Origin of the sequence: Promicromonospora sp. NPDC019610, assembly GCF_044389365.1 — a bacterium.
Classification (GTDB): domain Bacteria; phylum Actinomycetota; class Actinomycetes; order Actinomycetales; family Cellulomonadaceae; genus Promicromonospora.
This window is the reverse complement of sequence record NZ_JBIRXX010000004.1, coordinates 132686-151413: the sequence shown is the minus strand read 5'-3', so window position 1 is coordinate 151413 and position 18728 is coordinate 132686. Positions and strand designations below refer to the sequence as shown.

The 18728-nt window shown below is 72.5% G+C and carries 18 protein-coding genes and 1 tRNA gene; 8 read left to right on the top strand and 11 right to left on the bottom strand.

Translation table 11 applies throughout. From position 1 onward, the window contains the following. Positions 1-11: 11 nt before the first annotated feature. Both ACH45N_RS25550 and ACH45N_RS25545 read right to left on the bottom strand, forming a co-directional pair. On the bottom strand, positions 12-1508 hold the full coding sequence (locus ACH45N_RS25550) for a mannitol dehydrogenase family protein (RefSeq protein WP_397398769.1): 1497 nt from the start codon (positions 1506-1508) through the stop codon (positions 12-14). Positions 1509-1589: 81 nt separating this feature from the next. Then, positions 1590-2474: an SDR family NAD(P)-dependent oxidoreductase gene (locus ACH45N_RS25545; RefSeq protein WP_397398768.1), complete on the bottom strand. Its 885-nt coding sequence runs from the start codon at positions 2472-2474 to the stop codon at positions 1590-1592. Positions 2475-2533: 59 nt separating this feature from the next. On the opposite strand from ACH45N_RS25545, the gene ACH45N_RS25540 reads away from it, so the two are divergent. Beyond that, entirely contained in the window at positions 2534-3229 is a 696-nt protein-coding gene (locus ACH45N_RS25540; protein WP_397398766.1) for a TetR family transcriptional regulator, read from the top strand. A 6-nt stretch (positions 3230-3235) separates the two neighbouring features. On the opposite strand, the gene ACH45N_RS25535 is transcribed toward ACH45N_RS25540, so the two are convergent. From ACH45N_RS25535 to ACH45N_RS25525, 3 genes are all read right to left on the bottom strand, one after another. Next, complete coding sequence (locus ACH45N_RS25535) at positions 3236-3583, bottom strand: hypothetical protein (protein ID WP_397398765.1); 348 nt, start codon at positions 3581-3583, stop codon at positions 3236-3238. Between the two features lie 19 nt (positions 3584-3602). Continuing rightward, on the bottom strand, positions 3603-4292 hold the full coding sequence (locus ACH45N_RS25530; RefSeq protein WP_397398763.1) for a hypothetical protein: 690 nt from the start codon (positions 4290-4292) through the stop codon (positions 3603-3605). A gap of 135 nt (positions 4293-4427) precedes the next feature. Beyond that, positions 4428-5378, bottom strand: a complete 951-nt coding sequence (locus ACH45N_RS25525; RefSeq protein ID WP_397398761.1) for a helix-turn-helix transcriptional regulator — start codon at positions 5376-5378, stop codon at positions 4428-4430. A gap of 91 nt (positions 5379-5469) precedes the next feature. On the opposite strand from ACH45N_RS25525, the gene ACH45N_RS25520 reads away from it, so the two are divergent. Next, positions 5470-6615, top strand: a complete 1146-nt coding sequence (locus ACH45N_RS25520; protein ID WP_397398760.1) for an epoxide hydrolase family protein — start codon at positions 5470-5472, stop codon at positions 6613-6615. Positions 6616-6703: 88 nt separating this feature from the next. On the opposite strand, the gene aztD is transcribed toward ACH45N_RS25520, so the two are convergent. Beyond that, positions 6704-7981 carry a zinc metallochaperone AztD gene (gene aztD, locus ACH45N_RS25515; RefSeq protein WP_397398758.1) on the bottom strand — a complete coding sequence of 426 codons (1278 nt, stop codon included), beginning with the start codon at positions 7979-7981 and terminating at the stop codon, positions 6704-6706. A gap of 147 nt (positions 7982-8128) precedes the next feature. After that, the gene (locus ACH45N_RS25510) at positions 8129-9019 is read right to left on the bottom strand and encodes an alpha/beta fold hydrolase (protein WP_397398757.1); all 891 of its coding nucleotides are present in this window, start codon (positions 9017-9019) and stop codon (positions 8129-8131) included. Between the two features lie 108 nt (positions 9020-9127). Between ACH45N_RS25510 and ACH45N_RS25505 the strand changes: the two genes are divergently transcribed. Beyond that, positions 9128-9784: a TetR/AcrR family transcriptional regulator gene (locus tag ACH45N_RS25505; RefSeq protein ID WP_397398755.1), complete on the top strand. Its 657-nt coding sequence runs from the start codon at positions 9128-9130 to the stop codon at positions 9782-9784. Here the strand turns inward: ACH45N_RS25505 and ACH45N_RS25500 are convergent. Both ACH45N_RS25500 and ACH45N_RS25495 read right to left on the bottom strand, forming a co-directional pair. Then, positions 9769-10392: a DUF6518 family protein gene (locus tag ACH45N_RS25500; RefSeq protein ID WP_397398753.1), complete on the bottom strand. Its 624-nt coding sequence runs from the start codon at positions 10390-10392 to the stop codon at positions 9769-9771. The two genes, ACH45N_RS25505 and ACH45N_RS25500, sit on opposite strands and share 16 nt — an antisense overlap. An 83-nt stretch (positions 10393-10475) precedes the next feature. Then, positions 10476-10961: a MarR family winged helix-turn-helix transcriptional regulator gene (locus tag ACH45N_RS25495; protein WP_397398752.1), complete on the bottom strand. Its 486-nt coding sequence runs from the start codon at positions 10959-10961 to the stop codon at positions 10476-10478. Between the two features lie 46 nt (positions 10962-11007). On the opposite strand from ACH45N_RS25495, the gene ACH45N_RS25490 reads away from it, so the two are divergent. Then, on the top strand, positions 11008-12408 hold the full coding sequence (locus tag ACH45N_RS25490; RefSeq protein ID WP_397398751.1) for an MFS transporter: 1401 nt from the start codon (positions 11008-11010) through the stop codon (positions 12406-12408). A 164-nt stretch (positions 12409-12572) separates the two neighbouring features. On the opposite strand, the gene ACH45N_RS25485 is transcribed toward ACH45N_RS25490, so the two are convergent. Continuing rightward, on the bottom strand, positions 12573-13208 hold the full coding sequence (locus ACH45N_RS25485; RefSeq protein WP_397398750.1) for a GyrI-like domain-containing protein: 636 nt from the start codon (positions 13206-13208) through the stop codon (positions 12573-12575). Positions 13209-13362: 154 nt separating this feature from the next. Between ACH45N_RS25485 and ACH45N_RS25480 the strand changes: the two genes are divergently transcribed. Both ACH45N_RS25480 and ACH45N_RS25475 read left to right on the top strand, forming a co-directional pair. After that, on the top strand, positions 13363-15714 hold the full coding sequence (locus tag ACH45N_RS25480; RefSeq protein WP_397398749.1) for a glycoside hydrolase family 3 N-terminal domain-containing protein: 2352 nt from the start codon (positions 13363-13365) through the stop codon (positions 15712-15714). Between the two features lie 36 nt (positions 15715-15750). Beyond that, positions 15751-15823: transfer RNA gene (locus tag ACH45N_RS25475), tRNA-Ala, on the top strand. 85 nt (positions 15824-15908) lie between these two features. On the opposite strand, the gene ACH45N_RS25470 is transcribed toward ACH45N_RS25475, so the two are convergent. Further along, complete coding sequence (locus tag ACH45N_RS25470) at positions 15909-16850, bottom strand: cupin domain-containing protein (protein ID WP_397398748.1); 942 nt, start codon at positions 16848-16850, stop codon at positions 15909-15911. A gap of 85 nt (positions 16851-16935) precedes the next feature. Between ACH45N_RS25470 and ACH45N_RS25465 the strand changes: the two genes are divergently transcribed. Next, positions 16936-17916 (top strand): NADP-dependent oxidoreductase, encoded by a 981-nt coding sequence (locus tag ACH45N_RS25465; protein ID WP_397398747.1) that lies wholly within the window; start codon positions 16936-16938, stop codon positions 17914-17916. 146 nt (positions 17917-18062) lie between these two features. Continuing rightward, positions 18063-18689, top strand: coding sequence for a superoxide dismutase (locus ACH45N_RS25460; protein WP_397398746.1), 627 nt, complete (start codon positions 18063-18065; stop codon positions 18687-18689). Positions 18690-18728: the final 39 nt, after the last annotated feature.

Here is an 18728-nt window from a genome sequence, read left to right as displayed (position 1 = left end):
TGACACGGGGGTCAGGTGCGGGCGACGAGCTCCTCGACCGTGGCGCGCGCGCCCTTCTGGTGCAACGAGTCCAGCGCCGCGAGGTAGGCGGCGGTGAACCGCTCGTCGTCCACCAGGTCGCCGAACACCTCGCGGTCGCGCAGGAACGCCAGCGGGTCCTCCGCCTGCGCCAGGGCGGCCCGGTGCAGGCGGTCGGCGAGGCGGTCGACGATCTCGATGGGCTCGCCCGCCTCGTCGACGCCCTCGTCGTACCGGGCCCAGGAGGCCACGACCAGCGCCGCGTGCTCGATCGGCCCGCCGTGCTCCAGGTGGTACCGGACCACGGGCAGGAGCCACTTGGGGATGCGGTCGGACGACTCGGCGCACAGCCGCGCCAGGGTGTCGGCCACGTGCGGGTTGGCGAACCGCTCGATCAGCGTGGCCTTGTACCGGTCCAGATCGATCCCGGGCACCGGCTCCAGCGTGGGCGTGCCCTCCCGGTCCATGTACCCGCGCAGGAACCGGGCGAACACGTCCTGGCCCGCGACCTCGTGCGCGTACCGGTGCCCGGCGAGGTAGCCCACGTAGCACAGGGCCTGGTGGCTGGCGTTGAGCAGGCGCAGCTTCATCAGCTCGTACGGCTCGACGTCCGAGACCACCTGCACGCCGGCGTCCTCGAACGGCGGGCGACCGGTGGGGAAGGTGTCCTCCAGCGCCCACTGCTCGAACGGCTCGGCCACCACGGGCCAGGCGTCGTCGACGCCGAAGCGTTCGGCCACCATGGCGCGGTCGGCGTCCGTGGTCACCGGGGTGATGCGGTCGACCATGGAGCTCGGGAAGGCGACGTTCTCGTCGATCCAGGCCGCCAGGTCGGCGTCCTTGGCGCGGGCGAACGTGGTGAAGGCGCGACGCGCCACCTCGCCGTTGCCCTGGATGTTGTCGCAGCTCATCACGGTGAACGGCGCAACGCCCCGGTCGCGGCGGCGGCGCAGGGCCTCGGTGACCAGGCCGAACGTCGTGGCCGGGACGGCGCCGTCGGCCAGGTCGGCGGCGACCGCCCGGTCGGCAAGGTCGAACTCGCCGGTCACGTGGTGGATGTTGTACCCGCCCTCGGTGACGGTGAGCGAGACGATGCGCACCTCGGGCGAGGCCATCTTCTCCAGCACCGCCTCAGGGTCGTCGGGGACCAGCAGGTACTCCTTGACCGACCCGATGACGCGCGCCTCCAGGCGCCCGTCCGGGTGCTTGAGCACCAGCGTGTAGAGGCCGTCCTGGGCGGCCAGCGCGTCGCGCATGCGGGCGTCGCCCGGTAGCACGCCGACGCCGCAGACCGCCCAGTCGAGCGCCTTGCCCTGCGCCATCAGCCGGTCGAGATACATCGCCTGGTGCGCGCGGTGGAAGCCGCCCACCCCCAGATGCACGATCCCGGTGGTGAGCCGGGACCGGTCGTAGGTGGGCACCGTCAGGTCCGCGCCGTCCGGCGCAGACGCCACCAGGCTGCCCACGGTCTCCTCGTCGAGTGCCGTCATCGTGCTCCTCCGCCGCCCTTCGACTCCGTTGAACAGCCGTCAGGCTAACAGATGAGCACGATGACCATCACAGATGAGCACTCATGCGACGGGGAGCCCCACGGACGGCTCCGCGGGGAGCTCCGCCGGGAACGGCTCGGCGAAGTCGGCGGACCGGCTCACGGCGCTCCAGCGCTGGTCCGACTCCAGGAGCCGGCGGTCCTGCGCCACGGACATCTCGGTGGCGTTCACGCCGAGCGGCAGGTTGTCGGGCAGGTCGTCGCGCGAGGCCAGCGCGACGAGGATCTGGGCGGCCCGCGCCGGGTCGCCCGCCGCACCCGCGCCGGCCTGGCGCATGCGGGCGTTCATGGCGCCCACGGTGGACTCGTACCCGGCGGGGACGTCGTGCACGGTCATGGACGCGCCGGCCCAGTCGGTGCGGAACCCGCTGGGTTCCACGACCAGCACCTTGACGCCGAACGGCGCGGTCTCGGCGCGCAGCACCCGGCTGAAGCCGTCGATGGCGAACTTGGCGGCCTGGTAGGACGCGATGCCCGGCGAGCCACCGACGCGCCCACCCACCGAGGAGAACTGGATCACGAGGCCGCCGCCCTGCTGCCGCAGCAGCGGGATCGCCGCCTTGGACACGTTGTAGACGCCCCAGAAGTTGGTCTCGAACTGGGTGCGGACGTCGGCGTCGTCCGCCGTCTCGATCGGGGCCACGTTGGCGTAGCCGGCGTTGTTGACGATGACGTCGACGCGCCCGAACCGGGCGGCGGCCTCGGCCAGCGCGGCGCGGGCGCCGTCCTGGTCGGTCACGTCGAGGCGGAGCGGGAGGATCCGCTCGCCGTACTCGGCGACGAGGTCGTCGAGCTGTTCGGGGCGGCGCGCGGTGGCGGCGACCCGGTCGCCGGCGGCGAGCGCGGCGAGGACGAGGGAGCGGCCGAAGCCGCGGGACGAACCGGTGATGAACCATGTCTTCTGCATGCCGTTAATAAAACACCGTTGCTCTAACTTACGCAACCCCGTTGCGCTAAGATGTGAGCATGACGACTCCCGACTTCCAGCGCGCCCGCTCCCCCGAGGCCAAGCTGCTGCGCGAGGCCGCCATCCTGGACGCCGCCCGCCGGCTCGGCGCCGAGCGGGGCATCCGGGAGGTGACGCTGACCGACATCGCCTCCGCCGTCGACATGCACAAGTCCGCGATGCTGCGGTACTTCGAGACGCGCGAGGAGATCTTCCTGCGGCTCACCGCCGAGGGCTGGCAGGACTGGGCCCCGGCCCTCGCCGCCCGGGTGCGCGCCCTCGCGCGACCGGACGCCGACGCACACGCCGCCGATGCCGCAGACGTCGTCGACACGGCCGATGCCGTCGCCGCCGCGTTCGCCTCGACCCTCGCGGAGCGCGGGATGTTCTGCGACCTGCTCGCGCAGACGCCGCTGAACCTCGAACGGAACGTGTCGGTGGAGAAGGTGCGGGAGTTCAAGCTGACCACCCGCGACGGCCTGGGCCAGATCGTGCCGGCGGTCCGCGCCGCGCTGCCCGGCCTGACGGAGCAGGACGGCGTCGACCTGGTCGCGGCCGCCACCTCGATGGCCGGCACCTTCCACCAGATCGCCACGCCTGGCCCGGAGGTCGCCGCGCTCTACCGCTCCGACCCGCGACTCTCCCACGCCCTGGTGGAGGTAGAGCCGCGCCTGGCCCGGATCCTCGGGGCGATGCTGCGGGGGCTGCTGACGTAGGCCGGGCTAGTTGTCGAGGGCGAGCCAGACCACCCCGTCATCGGCCGACCGGACGCCCCGCTCGACGCCACCGGTCAGATACTCCTCGGCGACGGCCTGCACGACGGCGTACATCACCCATTCCTCCAGCCCCGTTGTCGGATCCCACCTCGTCCAGAGCGGATCCGCGGCATCACGAGGCACAGGAATACGCGCGCCATAGGGTCCTGCGGTGTCGTCCGACGCACCCGCGAATCTCACGCGAAGAGTGGAGTCCTTGATCTCGGCGTCGAGCAGACCCAGTTCGCGGCCTGAGGGCGTCGATTCGAAGGCTCGACGCACCTCGTCGAGCAGCGTCGATGCATCTACGATCACGAAAGTAGCCCAGTTCCGATCAGGCGTTGACGGCATTCTTGACCCAGTTCGGGCACCAGGTCACTCCTTCACAATAGGCCGTGATCACGCCCTTGGCCTTACCGTCGGTCAAACGGATAGGGTTCGCGATCACTCGCACGGTCCTGGTTTCCACGATCCGGCAACCGATTCTGCCCACGGCACACTCCACCCGATGAACCGGAGTCCTGTACCGGATCGCACTCGGGCTCTCCACGACACGCGACTCGGGGTGCTTGGTCGTCGTGCGCGCCGCCGCAGTCGTGAGGTTGTGCTTGTTGGAGACCTTGAGCCAGCCCCAGCTGGGACTTCCCCAACGCATCGAGAGCGCCTTACCCGTGTTGTCGTTCCACGTCGCGACGATCTGGTACGGGTTGTTCGGGTCCGCCTTCGGCGCTGCAAGGGTCAACGATCGAGAAGGAACGACACCACGCGTAATCTGCGCCACCGCATCGTCGGTTACGCCGACCTGCCGAAACTCGTCTGCGGCAAACGGCTCCCGCGGCAATTCCCCGATCACTGAAAATCTGACGATCTCGCCCGGTGCCGACTCCGCTTCGGCCGAAGCGGAAACCGCGCCCAGGACAGCCATGAAGACGACGAGCGCCGCCGCCGCGCCGATCCTCCACCCCATCGCCCCTGCGAGTCCCTCCCGGCCAGACAGGTCACCTATCGCGACATCGCTATTCATCCCGCACCCCCGCGTTCCCACAGAACGATTCCCAGCGAATCACTCTCATCTCTATCCGAGAACTGCACCGACCACAACACGAACTCGTTGCACCCCGGGCGAAGGCCTGCCACGTTCTGATCTCCGCCGGACAGGTCAGCCCGACGCCGCCGCCGCGTACCGCCGGGACAGCACGTTCAGGTGGTCCAGGAGGCCCTGCGGTCCGGTGACCGTGAAGTCGAGGCCGAGCATGCCGATCCACACGGCCACCGTCTCGATGCTGTCCCCGCCGGTGACCAGCAGGCAGGACCGCTCGTCCCGCGGCTCCACCGTGCCCACGGCCGGGTTGATGCGGTCGAGCACCTCGTGCGCCGGGGCGTGCACGACGATCCGGGTGTGCACCGCCCAGCCCGTCCGCGCCACCTCGCGCACCACGAACTCGGTCAGGTCGAACGGCGGCTCCACGGGCATGAAGCGGCGTCCGCCGGGCCGGCGCAGCTCCAGCCAGTCCACGCGGAACGGCTCCCAGCGCCCCGAGCCGACGTCGCGCCCCACGAGGTACCAGCGGCGCTGCCACGCCACGAGCCGGACCGGCTCCACCTCCCGCGGCTCCTCGCGGTACCAGAAGCGCAGGCCCTGGTGGTCGCGGATCGCGGCGGCCAGCTCGGTGAGCAGCGCGGGGTCGACGGCAGGGTCCTCGACGTTGCTGTCCGTGTTCACCGGCCCGGCCTCCGTCGCGTCGCGCAGCGCGGCGACCTGACGGCGCAGCCGGTCGGGCAGCACCTGCTCCAGCTTGCCGAGCGCGCGGGCGCTGGACTCCTCGATGCCCGTCACGGCGGTCGCGGCCCGCAGCCCGACCGCGATGGCGACCGCCTCCTCGTCGTCGAGCACCAGCGGGGGCAGCTTGCCGCCCACCCCGAGGCGGTACCGCCCGCCCGGTCCCCGGACGGCGTCCACCGGATACCCGAGGTCGCGCAGGCGGGCGACGTCGTTGCGCACCGTGCGATCGGTGACGTCGAGGCGCGCCGCGAGCTCCGGCCCGGTCCACTCGGCACGCGACTGGAGCAGGCCCAGGAGGGCGAGCAGCCGCCCCGCCGTCGTCGTCATCGTGACTCCTCACCGGCAGCTGAAAAAAGGTCGGGAACCCGGTCAGAATAGAGGAAAGAACCGTTCCTGAACCGCTCGTAGTGTCGGAGACATGAACACCAACGACACCAGCATCCGCCCCTTCCGCATCGACATCCCCCAGGCCGACCTCGACGACCTGAACGACCGTCTCGCCCGCACCCGCTTCGCCCCGGCCGCGCCCGGCGACTCCTGGGACTACGGCACGCCCGAGTCCTACCTGCGCGAGTCGGTCCAGCAGTGGCGCGACGACTTCGACTGGCGCGCGGTGGAGCAGCGCGTCAACGCGTTCCCCCAGTTCCTGACCGACATCGACGGCCAGAACGTCCACTTCCTGCACGTCCGCTCGGCCGAGCCCGGCGCGCGGGCGCTGCTGCTGACCCACACCTACCCGGGCTCGGTGCTCGACTTCCTCGACATGATCGGCCCGCTCACCGACCCCGTGGCGCACGGCGGGCGCGCCGAGGACGCGTTCGACGTGGTGATCCCGTCCATCCCCGGCTTCGGGTTCAGCACCCCGCTGAGCGAGCCGGCCGACGGCGGCACCTGGACCATGGCGCGCGTCGCCCGCACCTGGGACACCCTGATGCGCCGGCTCGGGTACGAGTCCTACGGCACCCACGGCAGCGACGCCGGCGCGATGATCGGCCGCGAGCTGGCGGTGCTCGACCCCGAGGGCTTCCAGGGGGCGCACCTGCTCCAGCTCTTCTCGTTCCCGTCGGGCGCCGAGGGTGAGATGGACGGGTTCGGCCCCAAGGAGTTCGCGGCGCTGGAGCACCTGCAGTGGTTCCAGAGCGTGGGCGCGTACAACACGATGAACGGTTCCCGGCCGCAGACCGTGGCCGCGGCCCTGAGCGACTCGCCGGTCGGGCAGCTCGCGTACAACGAGCTGTTCGAGAGCTTCGGCAACGGCACGAGCCTCGTCTCCCGCGACCAGGTCCTGGCGCAGGTCAGCCTGTACTGGCTGACCAACACGTCGGCCACCTCCGTGCGGTACCACTACAGCGAGGCACGGTCCGGTGCGGAGCCGGTGGTGAGCCAGGGCCGGATCGGCGTCGCCGTCTTCGCCGACGACTTCAAGACCATCCGGGCCTTCGCCGAGCGCGACAACGCCCGCATCGAGCACTGGGCCGAGTACCCGACGGGCGGCCACTACGCGGCAATGGAGGTCCCGGACGTCCTGGTCGAGGACATCCGCACCTTCTTCGCCCAGCCCTGACCCACCCAACAACCCGTTGAGTGCTGGCTATTTGCGCCTCCCGAGGCTCGGGAGGCGCAAATAGCCAGCACTCAACGGGTTGTTGGGGTCAGTGGGTGTGGGGCTCGCCGCCCGTGACGCCGTTCAGCTCGTTCGGGGTGACGCCGAGGTCGGCCGACTTCCAGACCTCGCCCGTCTCGACGTCGACCGCGTGGATCGAGTCGGTCGCGGGGTCGGTCACGTAGACCGAGCCGTCCAGCGCGAGGATCGCCGGACGCGGCTCCTGCCACTCGGTCGGCTCCTCCCACTCGTCGATCACCGGGATCGACTGCGTGAGCTTGCCGGACCCGGGGTCGATCACGTGCACCTGGCCGTCGGTGCCGAGCACGAGGGCCTCGCCCTCGTCACCGCGCGCGAGCGACCGGAAGGTGTACGACGACGGCAGGTCGACCAGCTGGAGGTCGCCGGTCCGCGTGTCGATCAGCGACACCTGCGTGGGCCGCTCCAGCTCGGCGTCCTTGTCGGTCTTGTAGTCGCCGAGCACCACCGGCGACGCCTCGGTGCCGGCCTGGTTGCCGATGCGGCCGTAGTCGTCCGGAGACTGGACCTTGGTGATCTTGCCGTCCGCGTAGACGACGGCGCCGTCCTCGCAGCCGATGACGACGGCCTCGTCGGCGGCCACGGCCTCCCCGTGCACGCCGGGGCACTCGTCGGACGCCGCGATCTCCTGGTTGTCACCGTCGAGCGCACGGATGCCGGTGCGCGCGTCCTCGGTGCCCTCGGAGACCACCAGGGTGTCGTCGGTCAGCTCGACGGCCACACCGTGGTGGGCGGACGGCGTGGTGTACTCGCGGGCCGCCGCGTCGGCGTCGGCCACGTGCGCCGAGTCGAGCACGCGCACCAGGCCGGTGCCATCGTCGAACAGCGCGGTGCGGCCCTCGTGGACCACGACGTGACCGGGCTCGGACGCCTCGTACGTGACGTCGGTCAGGGTCGGCTCGGCCGTCCAGTAGTGGGAGTGGTCGCCGTGCGCCTCGGCCCAGGAGCCCAGGTCGAGGGCCTGGAACCCGCCGGTCGTGGAGACCATCAGGTGCCGCTCGTCGCCCGCCGCGTTGAGGCGGGTGAAGCCCTCCAGCTCGATCTCGCCCACGGGTTCGAGGCTCATCGCGTCGAGCACCAGGACGCCGCCGTCGTACGTGACCGCGACGCGGGGCGTGCGCGCCTGGGCCTCGGTGGCGTCGGGTGCCGCGTGCTCCTCGTGCTCGTCGGCCTCCGCGGACTCCGAGGCCGAGCCGGACGCCGAGCCCTGCGCGGCGCAGGCGCTGAGCAGGACGAGGGACAGTGCCGCGCCGAGGCCTGCGGCCGCGCGGGTGGGGTGATTTCTCATCGTCGGTCGGGCGGCCGGGGCCGCCCGCTCCTTCCATCTAGAATGACAATCATTCTCGTTACCGAGGAGGAGTCAACCAGAAGTGAGAACGATTCTCAAACAGCCGTGAACGACTCGCCGACCCCCAGGCCTGGAAGCCCCTGAGGCTCAGCCGTCGACGCGCACCGACGGGTCGTGCTGCCCGACGAACCGCGCGACCCGCGCGCTGACCTGGCCCGGGACCTGGCCGCGCACCCCGTGCCCGCCGCCGGGGACGATCTCGACCTCGGCCCCGGGGAGGCGTTCGGCGAGCCGGCGCCGCGCCGCGTCCGGCTCCGAGAGCACCGACTCGGCGCCGTAGACCGCCAGCAGCGGCGCGGCGATCGAGGCCAGCTCGGCATCCTTGAGCGGGCGCGCCCAGCCGGCGGCGGTCCGGTAGCCCTGGGCGGCCTTCAGGCACGCCAGCTCGACGTCGGTCGGATCGGTCCCCGGGGTGAGCCACTCGCGCATCCGGCGCCAGCCCTCGTCGGTGGAGCCCGTCGCCCCGAACCGGAGCATCCTGAACAGGGCCCGGACCGGCGTCCGCGTGAACACGCCGTTGGGCTCGATCAGGGACACGCTCGCCACCCGGTCGGGCGCGTGCAGCGCCGTCAGGGTCGCATGCCAGGCGCCCAGGGACTCCCCCAGCACGTGGGCGCGGTCCAGGCCGAGGCCGTCCAGCACCTGCGCGAACCAGGCGCCGTAGTCCGCGTCGCGCGCCAGGGGCGCGGCCTGCACGCTCCGCCCGGCCGAGCCGACGGTGTCCAGGGCGACGACGACGCGGTCGCGCGCCAGGTCCTCGACGACGTCGTACCAGTACAGCCCGTTGCCGCCGAACCCGTGGAGCAGCACGAGCGGCAGCCCGGCACCGGCGCCCGAGCGCCGCACGTGGGTGCTCCCGTAGGCGGTCGGGACGTCGGACACCGTCGACGGCAGCGGCCAGAGCCCCTCCATCGCCGCGTAGGCGCGCAGGTACTCCTCGCGCGCCGTCTCGTTCCTGAACCGTCCGATCCTGGCCATGGTGCCTCCCGCCCGTCGCCTTGGTGGTACGAACGTATCACTTATGATGGTGCAGGCATACCACTACCGGTCCGGACGGGCCGCGCAGAGCAGGAGAGGACGGACCGCATGCCCCGGCTGGCCGACCACGATCAACGGCGTACCCAGATCACGGACGCCGCACGACGCGTCGTCGCCCGCGCCGGGCTGGAGGCCGCGACCTTCCAGTCGGTGGCCGCCGAGGCGGGCATCTCGGTGCGCCTGGTCCAGTACTACTTCGGCACCAAGCGGACGTTCCTCCTGGCCACCCACCAGGCCGTCGTGGCCGACGCCGGCACCCGGTTCACCCGCCGCCTCGGCACGCTCGGCGAGGACCCGGTGCCGCGCGAGGTCGTCCGTGCGCTCCTCGTCGAGCTGCTGCCGACCGACGACGCCCGGCGGCAGGACACCGTGGTGCTCAACGCGTTCCACACGGCCGCGCTCACCGCCTCCGACGTCGACGGGGAGGACACGCTGGGCGCACCGCGCTATCTGGTCGCGGCGATCGCGGACCAGCTCCGCCGCGCCCGCGCGGGCGCGGCGCCGTCCGACGACGGTGCGGAGCACCGCGCAGGCCAGGACGGGGACCGGGGCGCGGACCTGGACGCCGAGCTGATCGTGGCCGCGGCGAGCGGGCTGGCCCAGACCCTGCTGGTCGACGAGAGCGCCGGCGAGCGCGTGGAGCAGCTCCTCGACCGGCTGCTGGACCGGCTGGTCGCGCCCCCGGCGTCCTACAAGCTGGAGTAGGCCAGGTAGAAGGCCGCCGCGACGAGCACCGTCCCGCCCCCGGCCAGGGCCACGGGCAGCGCGCCGCGAACCCGGCGGACCAGCTGACCGGCCAGGAGCGCGAGCCCCGCGACGCCGATCACGGTCCAGTAGACGGGGCTGGTCGTCTCCCGGATCACCGTCAGCCCGTAGGCCGCCTCCCCCACCCCGATGCCCGCGAGCAGGGCGGTGCCGAGGGCAGCGCGGACGCCGGTGGCGCGCAGCCAGGACGCGGCGACGCCCACGAACGGGCCGGCGACGACGCCCACCACCGAGAACAGGAGCGGGTCGTACACGTAACCCCGCACCTGGGCCGCGACCGTGTACCCGAGCACGAGCAGCACGAAGCTCACGGCACCGAGCACGGCGGCGGGCGCGGTGCGGAGCCGGGACCAGAAGACGAGCAGGGCCGTGAGCACCGTCCAGCCGCTGGCCGAGTTGGCGAACGACGCGAACGCGTCCGGCAGGAACCCCTGGGCGTACGACGTCAGCCCGCCGAGCACGAAGCTCAGGGCCACGACGACCCCGGCGCGCGCCAGCGGGTGGGTCGGGCGGGCGTGGGCGGTCGGGGTCCGGGTGATCGCGGTCATGGCCACGAAGCTACCGACCGGCGGCGCCGCCGGCATCGGGCCCAGGGTGGACGTCGCCGTCGTCCCCAGGGTGGACGTCGCCGTCAGTCGCCGGCGGGCGGCGGGCCCGCGGCGTCGGCAGCGGCCGCGTCGTCGGCGAGCAGCACCCGGCGCAGGAGCTCCGTCAGCGTCGCCAGCTCGTCGGCGCTGAGCACGGCCAGGTCGGCCGCCTCGCCGGCGCGAGCACCCTCGATCAGCTCGGCCGTGAGCCGCTCGCCCGCGGGTTCGAGCCGCACCTGCTGACGCCGGCGGTCCCCCGGGTCGCGGAGCCTGCTGACCAGGCCCGCCTCCTCGAGCCGGTCGAGGTATCCGACCAGATGGCTGCGGTTGAGGCCGAGCCGGTCGGCGAGCTCGTGCTGGCCGAGCGGGCCGAGGTCGTGCAGCCCCGTGAGCACCGCGAAGTGCGGCAGCCGGAGCCCGTGGCGCGCGAGGTCCCCGACGAGCGCGCGATGGCCGATGCGCGAGACGTGCCCGGCGAGATACGACGGCAGGCCCAGCAGCGTCGGGGGTCGGCCAGCGGGTTGTTCCACGGGGGGACACTATCACTCTGACGTTACGTAGTGTAATGATGTCGCCATGACATCAATTCGTGGGGCGGCCCGCCGAGGCACCGCCGGACCGTTCGTCGCACTGCTGCTGGCCGTCCTCTCGTTCTCCCTGCTGCAGACCATGGTCGTGCCGGCGCTGCCCGACCTGCAGCGAGAGCTCGACGTCTCGCCGACGACGACGGCGTGGCTGATCAGCTCGTTCCTGCTCACGTCGTCGGTGGGCACGGTGATCATCGGCCGCCTGGGCGACATGTTCGGCAAGCGCCGCCTGCTGCTCGTGAGCCTGGCGATCCTCGCGGCCGGGACGCTGCTGGCCGCCCTCGCCGGCGCGCTGCCCGGGTCGATCGGTGTACTCGTCGCCGCCCGTGCGGTCCAGGGTCTGGGCGCCGGGACGTTCCCGCTGGCGTTCGGGATCGTGCGCGAGACGTTCCCCCGGGACCGCGTGCCGGTGGCGATCGGGACCGTCAGCGCGATCTTCGGCATCGGTTTCGGGGTGGGTCTCGTGGTGCCGGGCCCGATCATCGACGCGCTCGGCTGGCCGTGGCTGTTCTGGGCCGCGCTCGTCGTGATCGTGCTCGCCCTGGCCGCGGTCGCGGCGTTCGTCGGCCCCGACCGGCCGGGGCTCGGCGGCCGGGTCGACTGGGCCGGCGGCGGCGTGCTGACCGTCGCGCTCACGGCCCTGCTGCTGGCGATCAGCCAGTCCCGCCTGTGGGCGCCCGGCGTCGTCGTCGCCCTCGCCGCCGTGGCGGTCGCCGCGTTCGCGGGCTTCGTGCTGCTGGAGTCGCGCCTGGCCGAGCCGTTGGTCGACCTGCGCGTGCTGCGCCGCCGGACGCTCGTCACCGCGAACCTCACCGCCCTGATCATCGGCTTCGGCATGTACGGCGCGTTCACCCTGGTGCCGCAGCTCGTACAGACCCCCGTCGAGGCGGGGTACGGGTTCGGCGCCACCGTGACCGAGTCCGGGCTCTACCTCCTGCCCATGGCGGTGACCATGCTCTTCGCCGGCCCGCTCGCCGGGCGCCTCGGTCCGCGCCTCGGGTTCACCGCGACGCTGGTCGCGGCCTGTGTGATCGGCGCGATCGGCTTCGCGGCCTTCGCCCTGGGCCACCAGCACCCGTGGGCCGTCGCCACGGGGGCCGGGGTGCTGGGCATCGGCATCGGCTTCGCCTTCTCGTCGCTCGCCAACGTGGTGGTCGGCGCCGTCGAACCGCACGAGACCGGCGAGGCCACGGGCGTGAACACCATCGTGCGGACCATCGGCGGCTCCCTCGGGGCACAGCTCGCGACCGCCGTCGTCGGCGCGACGACGCTCGCGGCCACCGGGCTGCCGACCGCGGCCGGCTACACGACGGCGTTCGGCGTCTCGGCCGTCGCGCTCGTGGCGGCGGCGCTCGTCGCACTGGCGGGAGGCCACGGGCAGGCCAGGTGACGCAGGATCTCCCGCCCCGCGCCGTCCCCCACCGCGCGGTCCAGGGCGTCGGTCCGGTGCCCAGCCAGAACGGATCACGCGGTTCCTCGACCTGGCCGCCACCACCCCGCGCGCGGCGGTCCGCGCGCTGGCCGACGCCGTCGGGACCGCAGGCTGACCGGGCACTACCCGCCGGACACCTCGACCGGCTCGACCGGCTGCCGGAGGATCGTCCGCTGCTTCTCCGGCGCGACCCTGCGGAAGTCGCTGAGGTAGATCTCGTGGTGCCTGCCGGTCCGGCGCAGCCCGTGGGCGGGGAGGAACTCGTCGTGCATCCGCGCGAGGATGGCGGCCTCGGCGTCGAAGGGGCCGACGTGCAGCGTCTGCACGCAGCGCCCCTCGGCCAGGGTCTCCAGGCGGACGTCGTCGAGCCGCACCGGGCCGCCCTTGGCCCGGACCTGCTCCACCGCGGCCGCGAACGCCTCCTGGTCGGTCCAGTCCGGGACCATGATCAGCAGCGTCCAGTCCCAGCGGGACTTGTCGCGCGCCGTCGTGAAGGCGGTCATGTCCTCGGCCCACCACTGCCCCTCCAGCGGCATGACGACGTAGTCGCGCCCGAGCTCGCGCTTGCTGGCGAACTTGAGCGTGTAGGCGACGGGGTACAGCGCCTCGACCGCCGCCGTGAAGGCCGGCGAGCTGTTCGGGTCGCCGTGACCGTCGATCATCAGGTACCGCAGGTCGGGCACGTCGACGATCCGGAACTGGTCCCGCGTGGCCCGGTAGGCGTCGAGGGTCTTCTTGAGGTCGGTCTTGTCGGCCATGGGCACCTCGCGGGTCGGTATCGGCGTCGGCTCCGTCACAGGGACAGTAGCCGCCGTGCGGCGGCCCGGACCACGGCAGGTGAACGGCCCGGCGGTCCTTACCTAGCGACTGGTAGGTTTCCGGCGTGCGAACACAGACCGACAGGAGCGCCCGATGACCAGCGTCCACGACACGTCCGCCCCGGCACAGGCCTACCTCGACCCCGGCCTCCCGGTCGCGGAGCGGGTGGCCGACCTGCTGGCCCGGATGACCGTGGCGGAGAAGGTGGGGCAGATGCTCCAGCTCGACGCCCGCGGCGACTACGAGGGCGACATCCTGCGCAAGCACGTGGGATCGATCCTGCACACCTCGCCGCACCGGGTGGGGCTCGCGCACGACCTGGTGGAGCAGACCCGGCTGCGCATCCCGCTGATCGTGGGCGAGGACTGCATCCACGGGCACTCGTTCTACGAGGGCGCGACCATCTTCCCGACGCAGCTCGGGATGGCCGCGACGTGGGACCCCGCGCTGGTGGAGCAGGCCGCGCGGATCACCGCGGTCGAAGCGTCCGCGACGGGCGTGCACTGGACCTTTAGCCCTGTGCTGTGCGTCGCCCGCGACCTGCGCTGGGGACGCGTGGACGAGACGTTCGGCGAGGACCCGTACCTGATCGGCGAGCTCGCCTCGGCGATGGTGCGCGGCTACCAGGGCGCCGGCCTGTCCGACCCGACGGCGATCCTGGCCACCGCCAAGCACTTCGCCGGGTACTCCGAGACGCAGGGCGGGCGCGACGCGTCCGAGGCCGACATCTCCCGCCGCAAGCTGCGGTCCTGGTTCCTGCCCCCGTTCGAGCGGGTCGCCAAGGAGGGCTGCGCCACGTTCATGCTGGGCTACCAGTCCATGGACGGCGTGCCGATCACGATCAACGACTGGCTGCTGAACGACGTGCTGCGCGGCGAGTGGGGCTACACCGGCACGCTGATCACCGACTGGGACAACGTGGGCCGGATGGTCTGGGAGCAGAAGGTCCAGCCCGACCACGCCCACGCCGCCGCGGCGGCCGTCCGGGCCGGCAACGACATGGTGATGACCACCCCGCAGTTCTTCGAGGGCGCCCAGGAGGCCATCGACCAGGGCCTGCTCGCCGAGTCCGACCTGGACCGCGCCGTGGCCCGCATCCTGACGCTGAAGTTCGAGCTCGGCCTGTTCGAGAACCCGCGCCGGCCCACCCTGGAGCGCGACGGGGCGCTCATCGGCTCCGCCGCGCACGCCGCCGTCAACCTCGACGTGGCGCGCCGGTCGCTGGTCCTGCTGCGCAACACGGACGCGGCGCTCCCGTTCGCCGGCGGTTTCACGGGCGTGGACGACGCCGGCCGCGCAGCCGGTCGCGCGGACGACCGGCCCCGGCGCGTCGCCGTCGTCGGACCGCTGGCCGATGCCGCCCAGGCCCAGCTCGGCGACTGGGCCGGCAGCTCGGGGCAGGCCGACTGGCTGCCCGACGGGCACCCGCGGGAGATGATCACCACCGTGCTCGACGGCCTGCGCGCCCTGAGCCCGCAGGACTGGACGGTCACCAGCGCGCTCGGCGCCGAGATCGTCACGCTGGTCTCGCCGCCCGAGGGCGACACCCTGCCCGACGGGCAGCCCCGGCCCAAGATCGCCGTCCCCCGCGACCCCGACCCGGAGCTGATCGCCGAGGCCGTGGCCCAGGCGCAGGACGCCGACCATGTCGTGGTCGTGGTCGGTGACCAGGTCGAGCTGGTCGGCGAGTACAGGTCCACCGCGACGCTGGAGCTCGTCGGCGGGCAGGTCGCCCTCCTGGACGCGCTGGCCGCGACCGGGACGCCGATGGTCGTCGTGGTGATGGCGTCCAAGCCGCTCGTCCTGCCGGAGTCCGCGCTGAACGCCTCGGCCCTGATCTGGACGGCCAACCCGGGCATGGAGGGCGGCCGGGCCGTCGCCGAGCTGCTGCTCGGGCTGATCGAGCCGTCCGGCCGGCTGCCGATCTCGTTCGCCCGCCACGTGGGCCAGCAGCCGGTGTACTACAACCAGATCCGCGGCCAGCACGGCGCCCGGTACGCCGACCTGACGCAGGAGCCCGCCTTCGTGTTCGGGCAGGGCCTGTCCTACAGCACGGTGGAGTACTCCGACCTCGGGGTGCGGGACGCCGAGCTGGGCCCCGACGACACCGTCCGCGCCCGCGTGACCCTGACCAACACGGGCTCCCGCCCGGCCCGCGAGACCGTGCAGGTCTACGTCAGCGACACCGTGACGTCCGTGAGCTGGACCGACAAGGAGCTCAAGGCCTACCGCCAGGTCGACGTCGCCCCCGGGCAGAGCCTCGTGGTCGAGCTCGACCTGCCGGTGGCGGACTGCACGATCGTCGACCAGGCCGGCGACCGGGTGGTCGAGCCGGGCGGTTTCGAGCTGCTCGTCGGCTCGTCGTCGCGCGACGCGGACCTGCTGCGGGCGCCGTTCACGGTGGTCGCCCGCCCCGCTTTGGTCTCCGGGGCGGGATCGGTCTAGACTGACGGCGCTCGCCCACCTGGGCGAACGCTGTTCGGGGCTGTGGCGCAGCTGGTAGCGCACCTGCATGGCATGCAGGGGGTCGGGGGTTCGAGTCCCCCCAGCTCCACCGAACCATCTGGTCAGAGGCCGTTCCGGAATCCCGTCACACGGAGGAAGGAATGGCCTCTTGCCATGAGCCCACCAGCCCGGGCTCAGGCCGACAGGCGGCCGTCGTCGCGCGCGGCGGTGCGGTATCGCCCAGGAGTCATGCCGCGGGAGCGGGCGAACGCCCTGCTGAAGGCCGGGACCGACTGGTAACCGACCGCCGCGGCGACGGACTGCACCGGGTCCTGGGTCCCGCGCAGGCGAACCGCCGCCAGGTCCAGGCGCCACTGCGTCAGATAGGCGGCGGGGCTCTGCCCGACGGCGGCCACGAACCGGCGGGACAGGGTCGCCCTGGACACGTCGAGAGCGCGGGCCAGCCGTGTCGTGGTCCACGGCAGTGCGGGCTCGGCGTGCAGACGTTCCATCGCTTTGTGCACGAGGGGGTCGGCGAGCACGCCGAGCCAGGTGCCGTGCTGTCCGGACCGGGTGGGCAGCCAGGCCCGCACGAGCTGCACGAGCAGGACGTCGACCAGGCTGTTCAGCACCGCCCTCCCCCCGAGCTGTGGGTGGCTCAGTTCGCGCCCGAGCATCCGGACGGTGTCGTCGAAGCCGTCCTCGCCGCCGTCGCCGCGGATGTGCACCACCTCCGGCAGCGTGCCGAGGATCTGGGTGTGCACGGTGTGGTCGCACTCGTAACCGATGGTCACGATGCGGGTGTCGGCGGGCTGTGAGCCGAGGCGAACCACCTCACCCGACCCGAGCGCTCGGCTCACCACCTCCGGACCGGCTACGGGGGTGCCCGTACCCGGCCCACTGCTCACCACGTGCGCCGGCCCGCCCGGCATGAGGACCACGTCTCCCGCCACCAGCTCGCGCCAGCGCGGGGAGGAGCCCGGAAGACCGAGCCAGGCGCTGCCGGCGGTGACGACGTGCACGACCGCCACGGCACAGCCCGCGACGGGGACCGACCAGTCCCCGCCTGCCTCCGTGCGCGCGCCGATCGCGCCCCGGACGCCGGAGATCTCCAGCACGTCGGCGACAAGATCCATGCTGGCATGCTAGATGAGTCAAACGAGCAATGAAGTGAGCGTTCCGGGCATCGACTGCTCACCGACCCGTTCCTACGGTGGGTTCATGACAGCCGACACCATGCGGGCGCTCGTCGCGACCGGCTACGGAGCTCCCGAGCAGCTCACGATCGCCGACCTGCCCGTGCCCCAGCCCGGCCCGGGACAGGTCCTGGTGAAGATCGCCGCCGCGACGCTCAACCCCACCGACCTGCGCGTCGTCACCGGCGGGTTCCGCGACCTGGTCGATCTCCAGTTCCCGTACACGCTCGGCAACGAGTTCGCGGGCACCGTCACCGAGGCCGGGCCGGGCGTCACCCGCTTCCACCCGGGTGACGAGATCTTCGGCATGGCGATGCCCCGCCAGCTCCGCGCCGCCGCCGACCCCCTGCGACCGTCACTGAGCACCGGCGCCCTCGCCGACTACGCGGTCTTCGAGACGGACACGCCCGCGCTGGACCACCGCCCGGCCGGTCTCGGCGCGGATCGGGCCGCGGCGCTGGTCATCGCGGGTGCCACGACACTGGCACTCCTGGACGCTGCGAAGATCCGGCCCGGCGAGTCCGTCCTCGTCATCGGCGCCACGGGCGCGGTCGGCCTGACCCTCATCCCGGTGCTGCACACCGCCGGAGCCGAGATCACGGTGACCGCCCGCACCGCCGAGGCCGCCGAGCTGCTGCACGGCCTGGGCGCCCGCCGCGCGGTCGCCTACGACGAGTACCCCCTCGGCGTCGACGTCGTGCTCAACCTCGCGCTCCTTGCCGACGGCCTGCCCGCAGCGGCGCGCAGCCTGCGTCCTGGCGGCCGGTTCGTCTCCATCATCTTCCCGCCGCCGGCGCCGGCGCAGCTCGGACGCGATGACGTGGAGCTGGCGTTCGTGATGAACACGGGCGGTGGGAGCAACGGCACCCGGGCCGTGGCCGAAGCCGCGACGGCGGGCCGGCTCTCCACGCCGATCGCCCGACGGTACTCGCTCGACCACGGCGTCGAGGCGGCGGTCCACTACGCCCGCCGGCACCCGCTCGGCAAGATCGTCGTCACTCCCTGATCCGCGACCGCCGGGCCGCAGCGCCTCCATCCGTGCAGGCGTTCACCGGGTGTGTCGACCGTCACCACCGCGCCCGACCTGGGTCCGTTGACCTGAACCGCGGTTGAGGTTCTAGCGTCGGAAGGACTCGACGAGAGGACCCGGAAATGCCCGTCTACACCCTGCCTGACCTGCCCTACGACTACGCCGCGCTCGAACCGCACATCAGCGGCCGGATCATGGAGCTGCACCACGACAAGCACCACGCCACGTACGTGGCCGGAGCCAACGCCGCGCTCGACGCCCTGGCCCAGGCCCGCGAGTCCGGCGACCTGGCCGCGGTGAACCTGCACGAGAAGAACCTCGCGTTCAACCTGGGCGGCCACACCAACCACACCGTCTTCTGGAACAACCTCTCGCCCGACGGCGGCGGCGAGCCGGACGGCGAGCTCGCGGCGGCGATCGCCGACCAGTTCGGCAGCTTCGCGGCGTTCCAGGCACACTTCACCGCCGTCGCGACGGGCATCCAGGGCTCGGGCTGGGCGGTGCTCGGCTGGGACAGCATCGGCGGGCGGCTGCTGGTGTTCCAGCTCTTCGACCAGCAGGCGAACGTACCGCTGGGCATCACCCCGCTGCTCATGCTCGACATGTGGGAGCACGCCTTCTACCTGGACTACCTCAACGTCAAGGCCGACTACGTCGCGGCGTTCTGGAACCTGGCCAACTGGGCCGACGTCGGCACGCGCCTCGACAAGGCGCGAGCGACGACCGGGGGCCTCCTCACGCCTGCGTGACCTGGCACGACGTGGGCGAGGGCCCGGCCGGTGGCCGGG

Coding starts and splice junctions, on each gene's coding strand:
- ACH45N_RS25550 (WP_397398769.1), bottom strand. CDS start 1,508: ATGACGGCACTCGACGAGGAGACCGTGGGCAGCCTGGTGGCGTCTGCG.
- ACH45N_RS25545 (WP_397398768.1), bottom strand. CDS start 2,474: ATGCAGAAGACATGGTTCATCACCGGTTCGTCCCGCGGCTTCGGCCGC.
- ACH45N_RS25540 (WP_397398766.1), top strand. CDS start 2,534: ATGACGACTCCCGACTTCCAGCGCGCCCGCTCCCCCGAGGCCAAGCTG.
- ACH45N_RS25530 (WP_397398763.1), bottom strand. CDS start 4,292: ATGAATAGCGATGTCGCGATAGGTGACCTGTCTGGCCGGGAGGGACTC.
- ACH45N_RS25525 (WP_397398761.1), bottom strand. CDS start 5,378: ATGACGACGACGGCGGGGCGGCTGCTCGCCCTCCTGGGCCTGCTCCAG.
- ACH45N_RS25520 (WP_397398760.1), top strand. CDS start 5,470: ATGAACACCAACGACACCAGCATCCGCCCCTTCCGCATCGACATCCCC.
- aztD (WP_397398758.1), bottom strand. CDS start 7,981: ATGAGAAATCACCCCACCCGCGCGGCCGCAGGCCTCGGCGCGGCACTG.
- ACH45N_RS25510 (WP_397398757.1), bottom strand. CDS start 9,019: ATGGCCAGGATCGGACGGTTCAGGAACGAGACGGCGCGCGAGGAGTAC.
- ACH45N_RS25505 (WP_397398755.1), top strand. CDS start 9,128: ATGCCCCGGCTGGCCGACCACGATCAACGGCGTACCCAGATCACGGAC.
- ACH45N_RS25500 (WP_397398753.1), bottom strand. CDS start 10,392: ATGACCGCGATCACCCGGACCCCGACCGCCCACGCCCGCCCGACCCAC.
- ACH45N_RS25490 (WP_397398751.1), top strand. CDS start 11,008: ATGACATCAATTCGTGGGGCGGCCCGCCGAGGCACCGCCGGACCGTTC.
- ACH45N_RS25485 (WP_397398750.1), bottom strand. CDS start 13,208: ATGGCCGACAAGACCGACCTCAAGAAGACCCTCGACGCCTACCGGGCC.
- ACH45N_RS25480 (WP_397398749.1), top strand. CDS start 13,363: ATGACCAGCGTCCACGACACGTCCGCCCCGGCACAGGCCTACCTCGAC.
- ACH45N_RS25470 (WP_397398748.1), bottom strand. CDS start 16,850: ATGGATCTTGTCGCCGACGTGCTGGAGATCTCCGGCGTCCGGGGCGCG.
- ACH45N_RS25465 (WP_397398747.1), top strand. CDS start 16,936: ATGACAGCCGACACCATGCGGGCGCTCGTCGCGACCGGCTACGGAGCT.
- ACH45N_RS25460 (WP_397398746.1), top strand. CDS start 18,063: ATGCCCGTCTACACCCTGCCTGACCTGCCCTACGACTACGCCGCGCTC.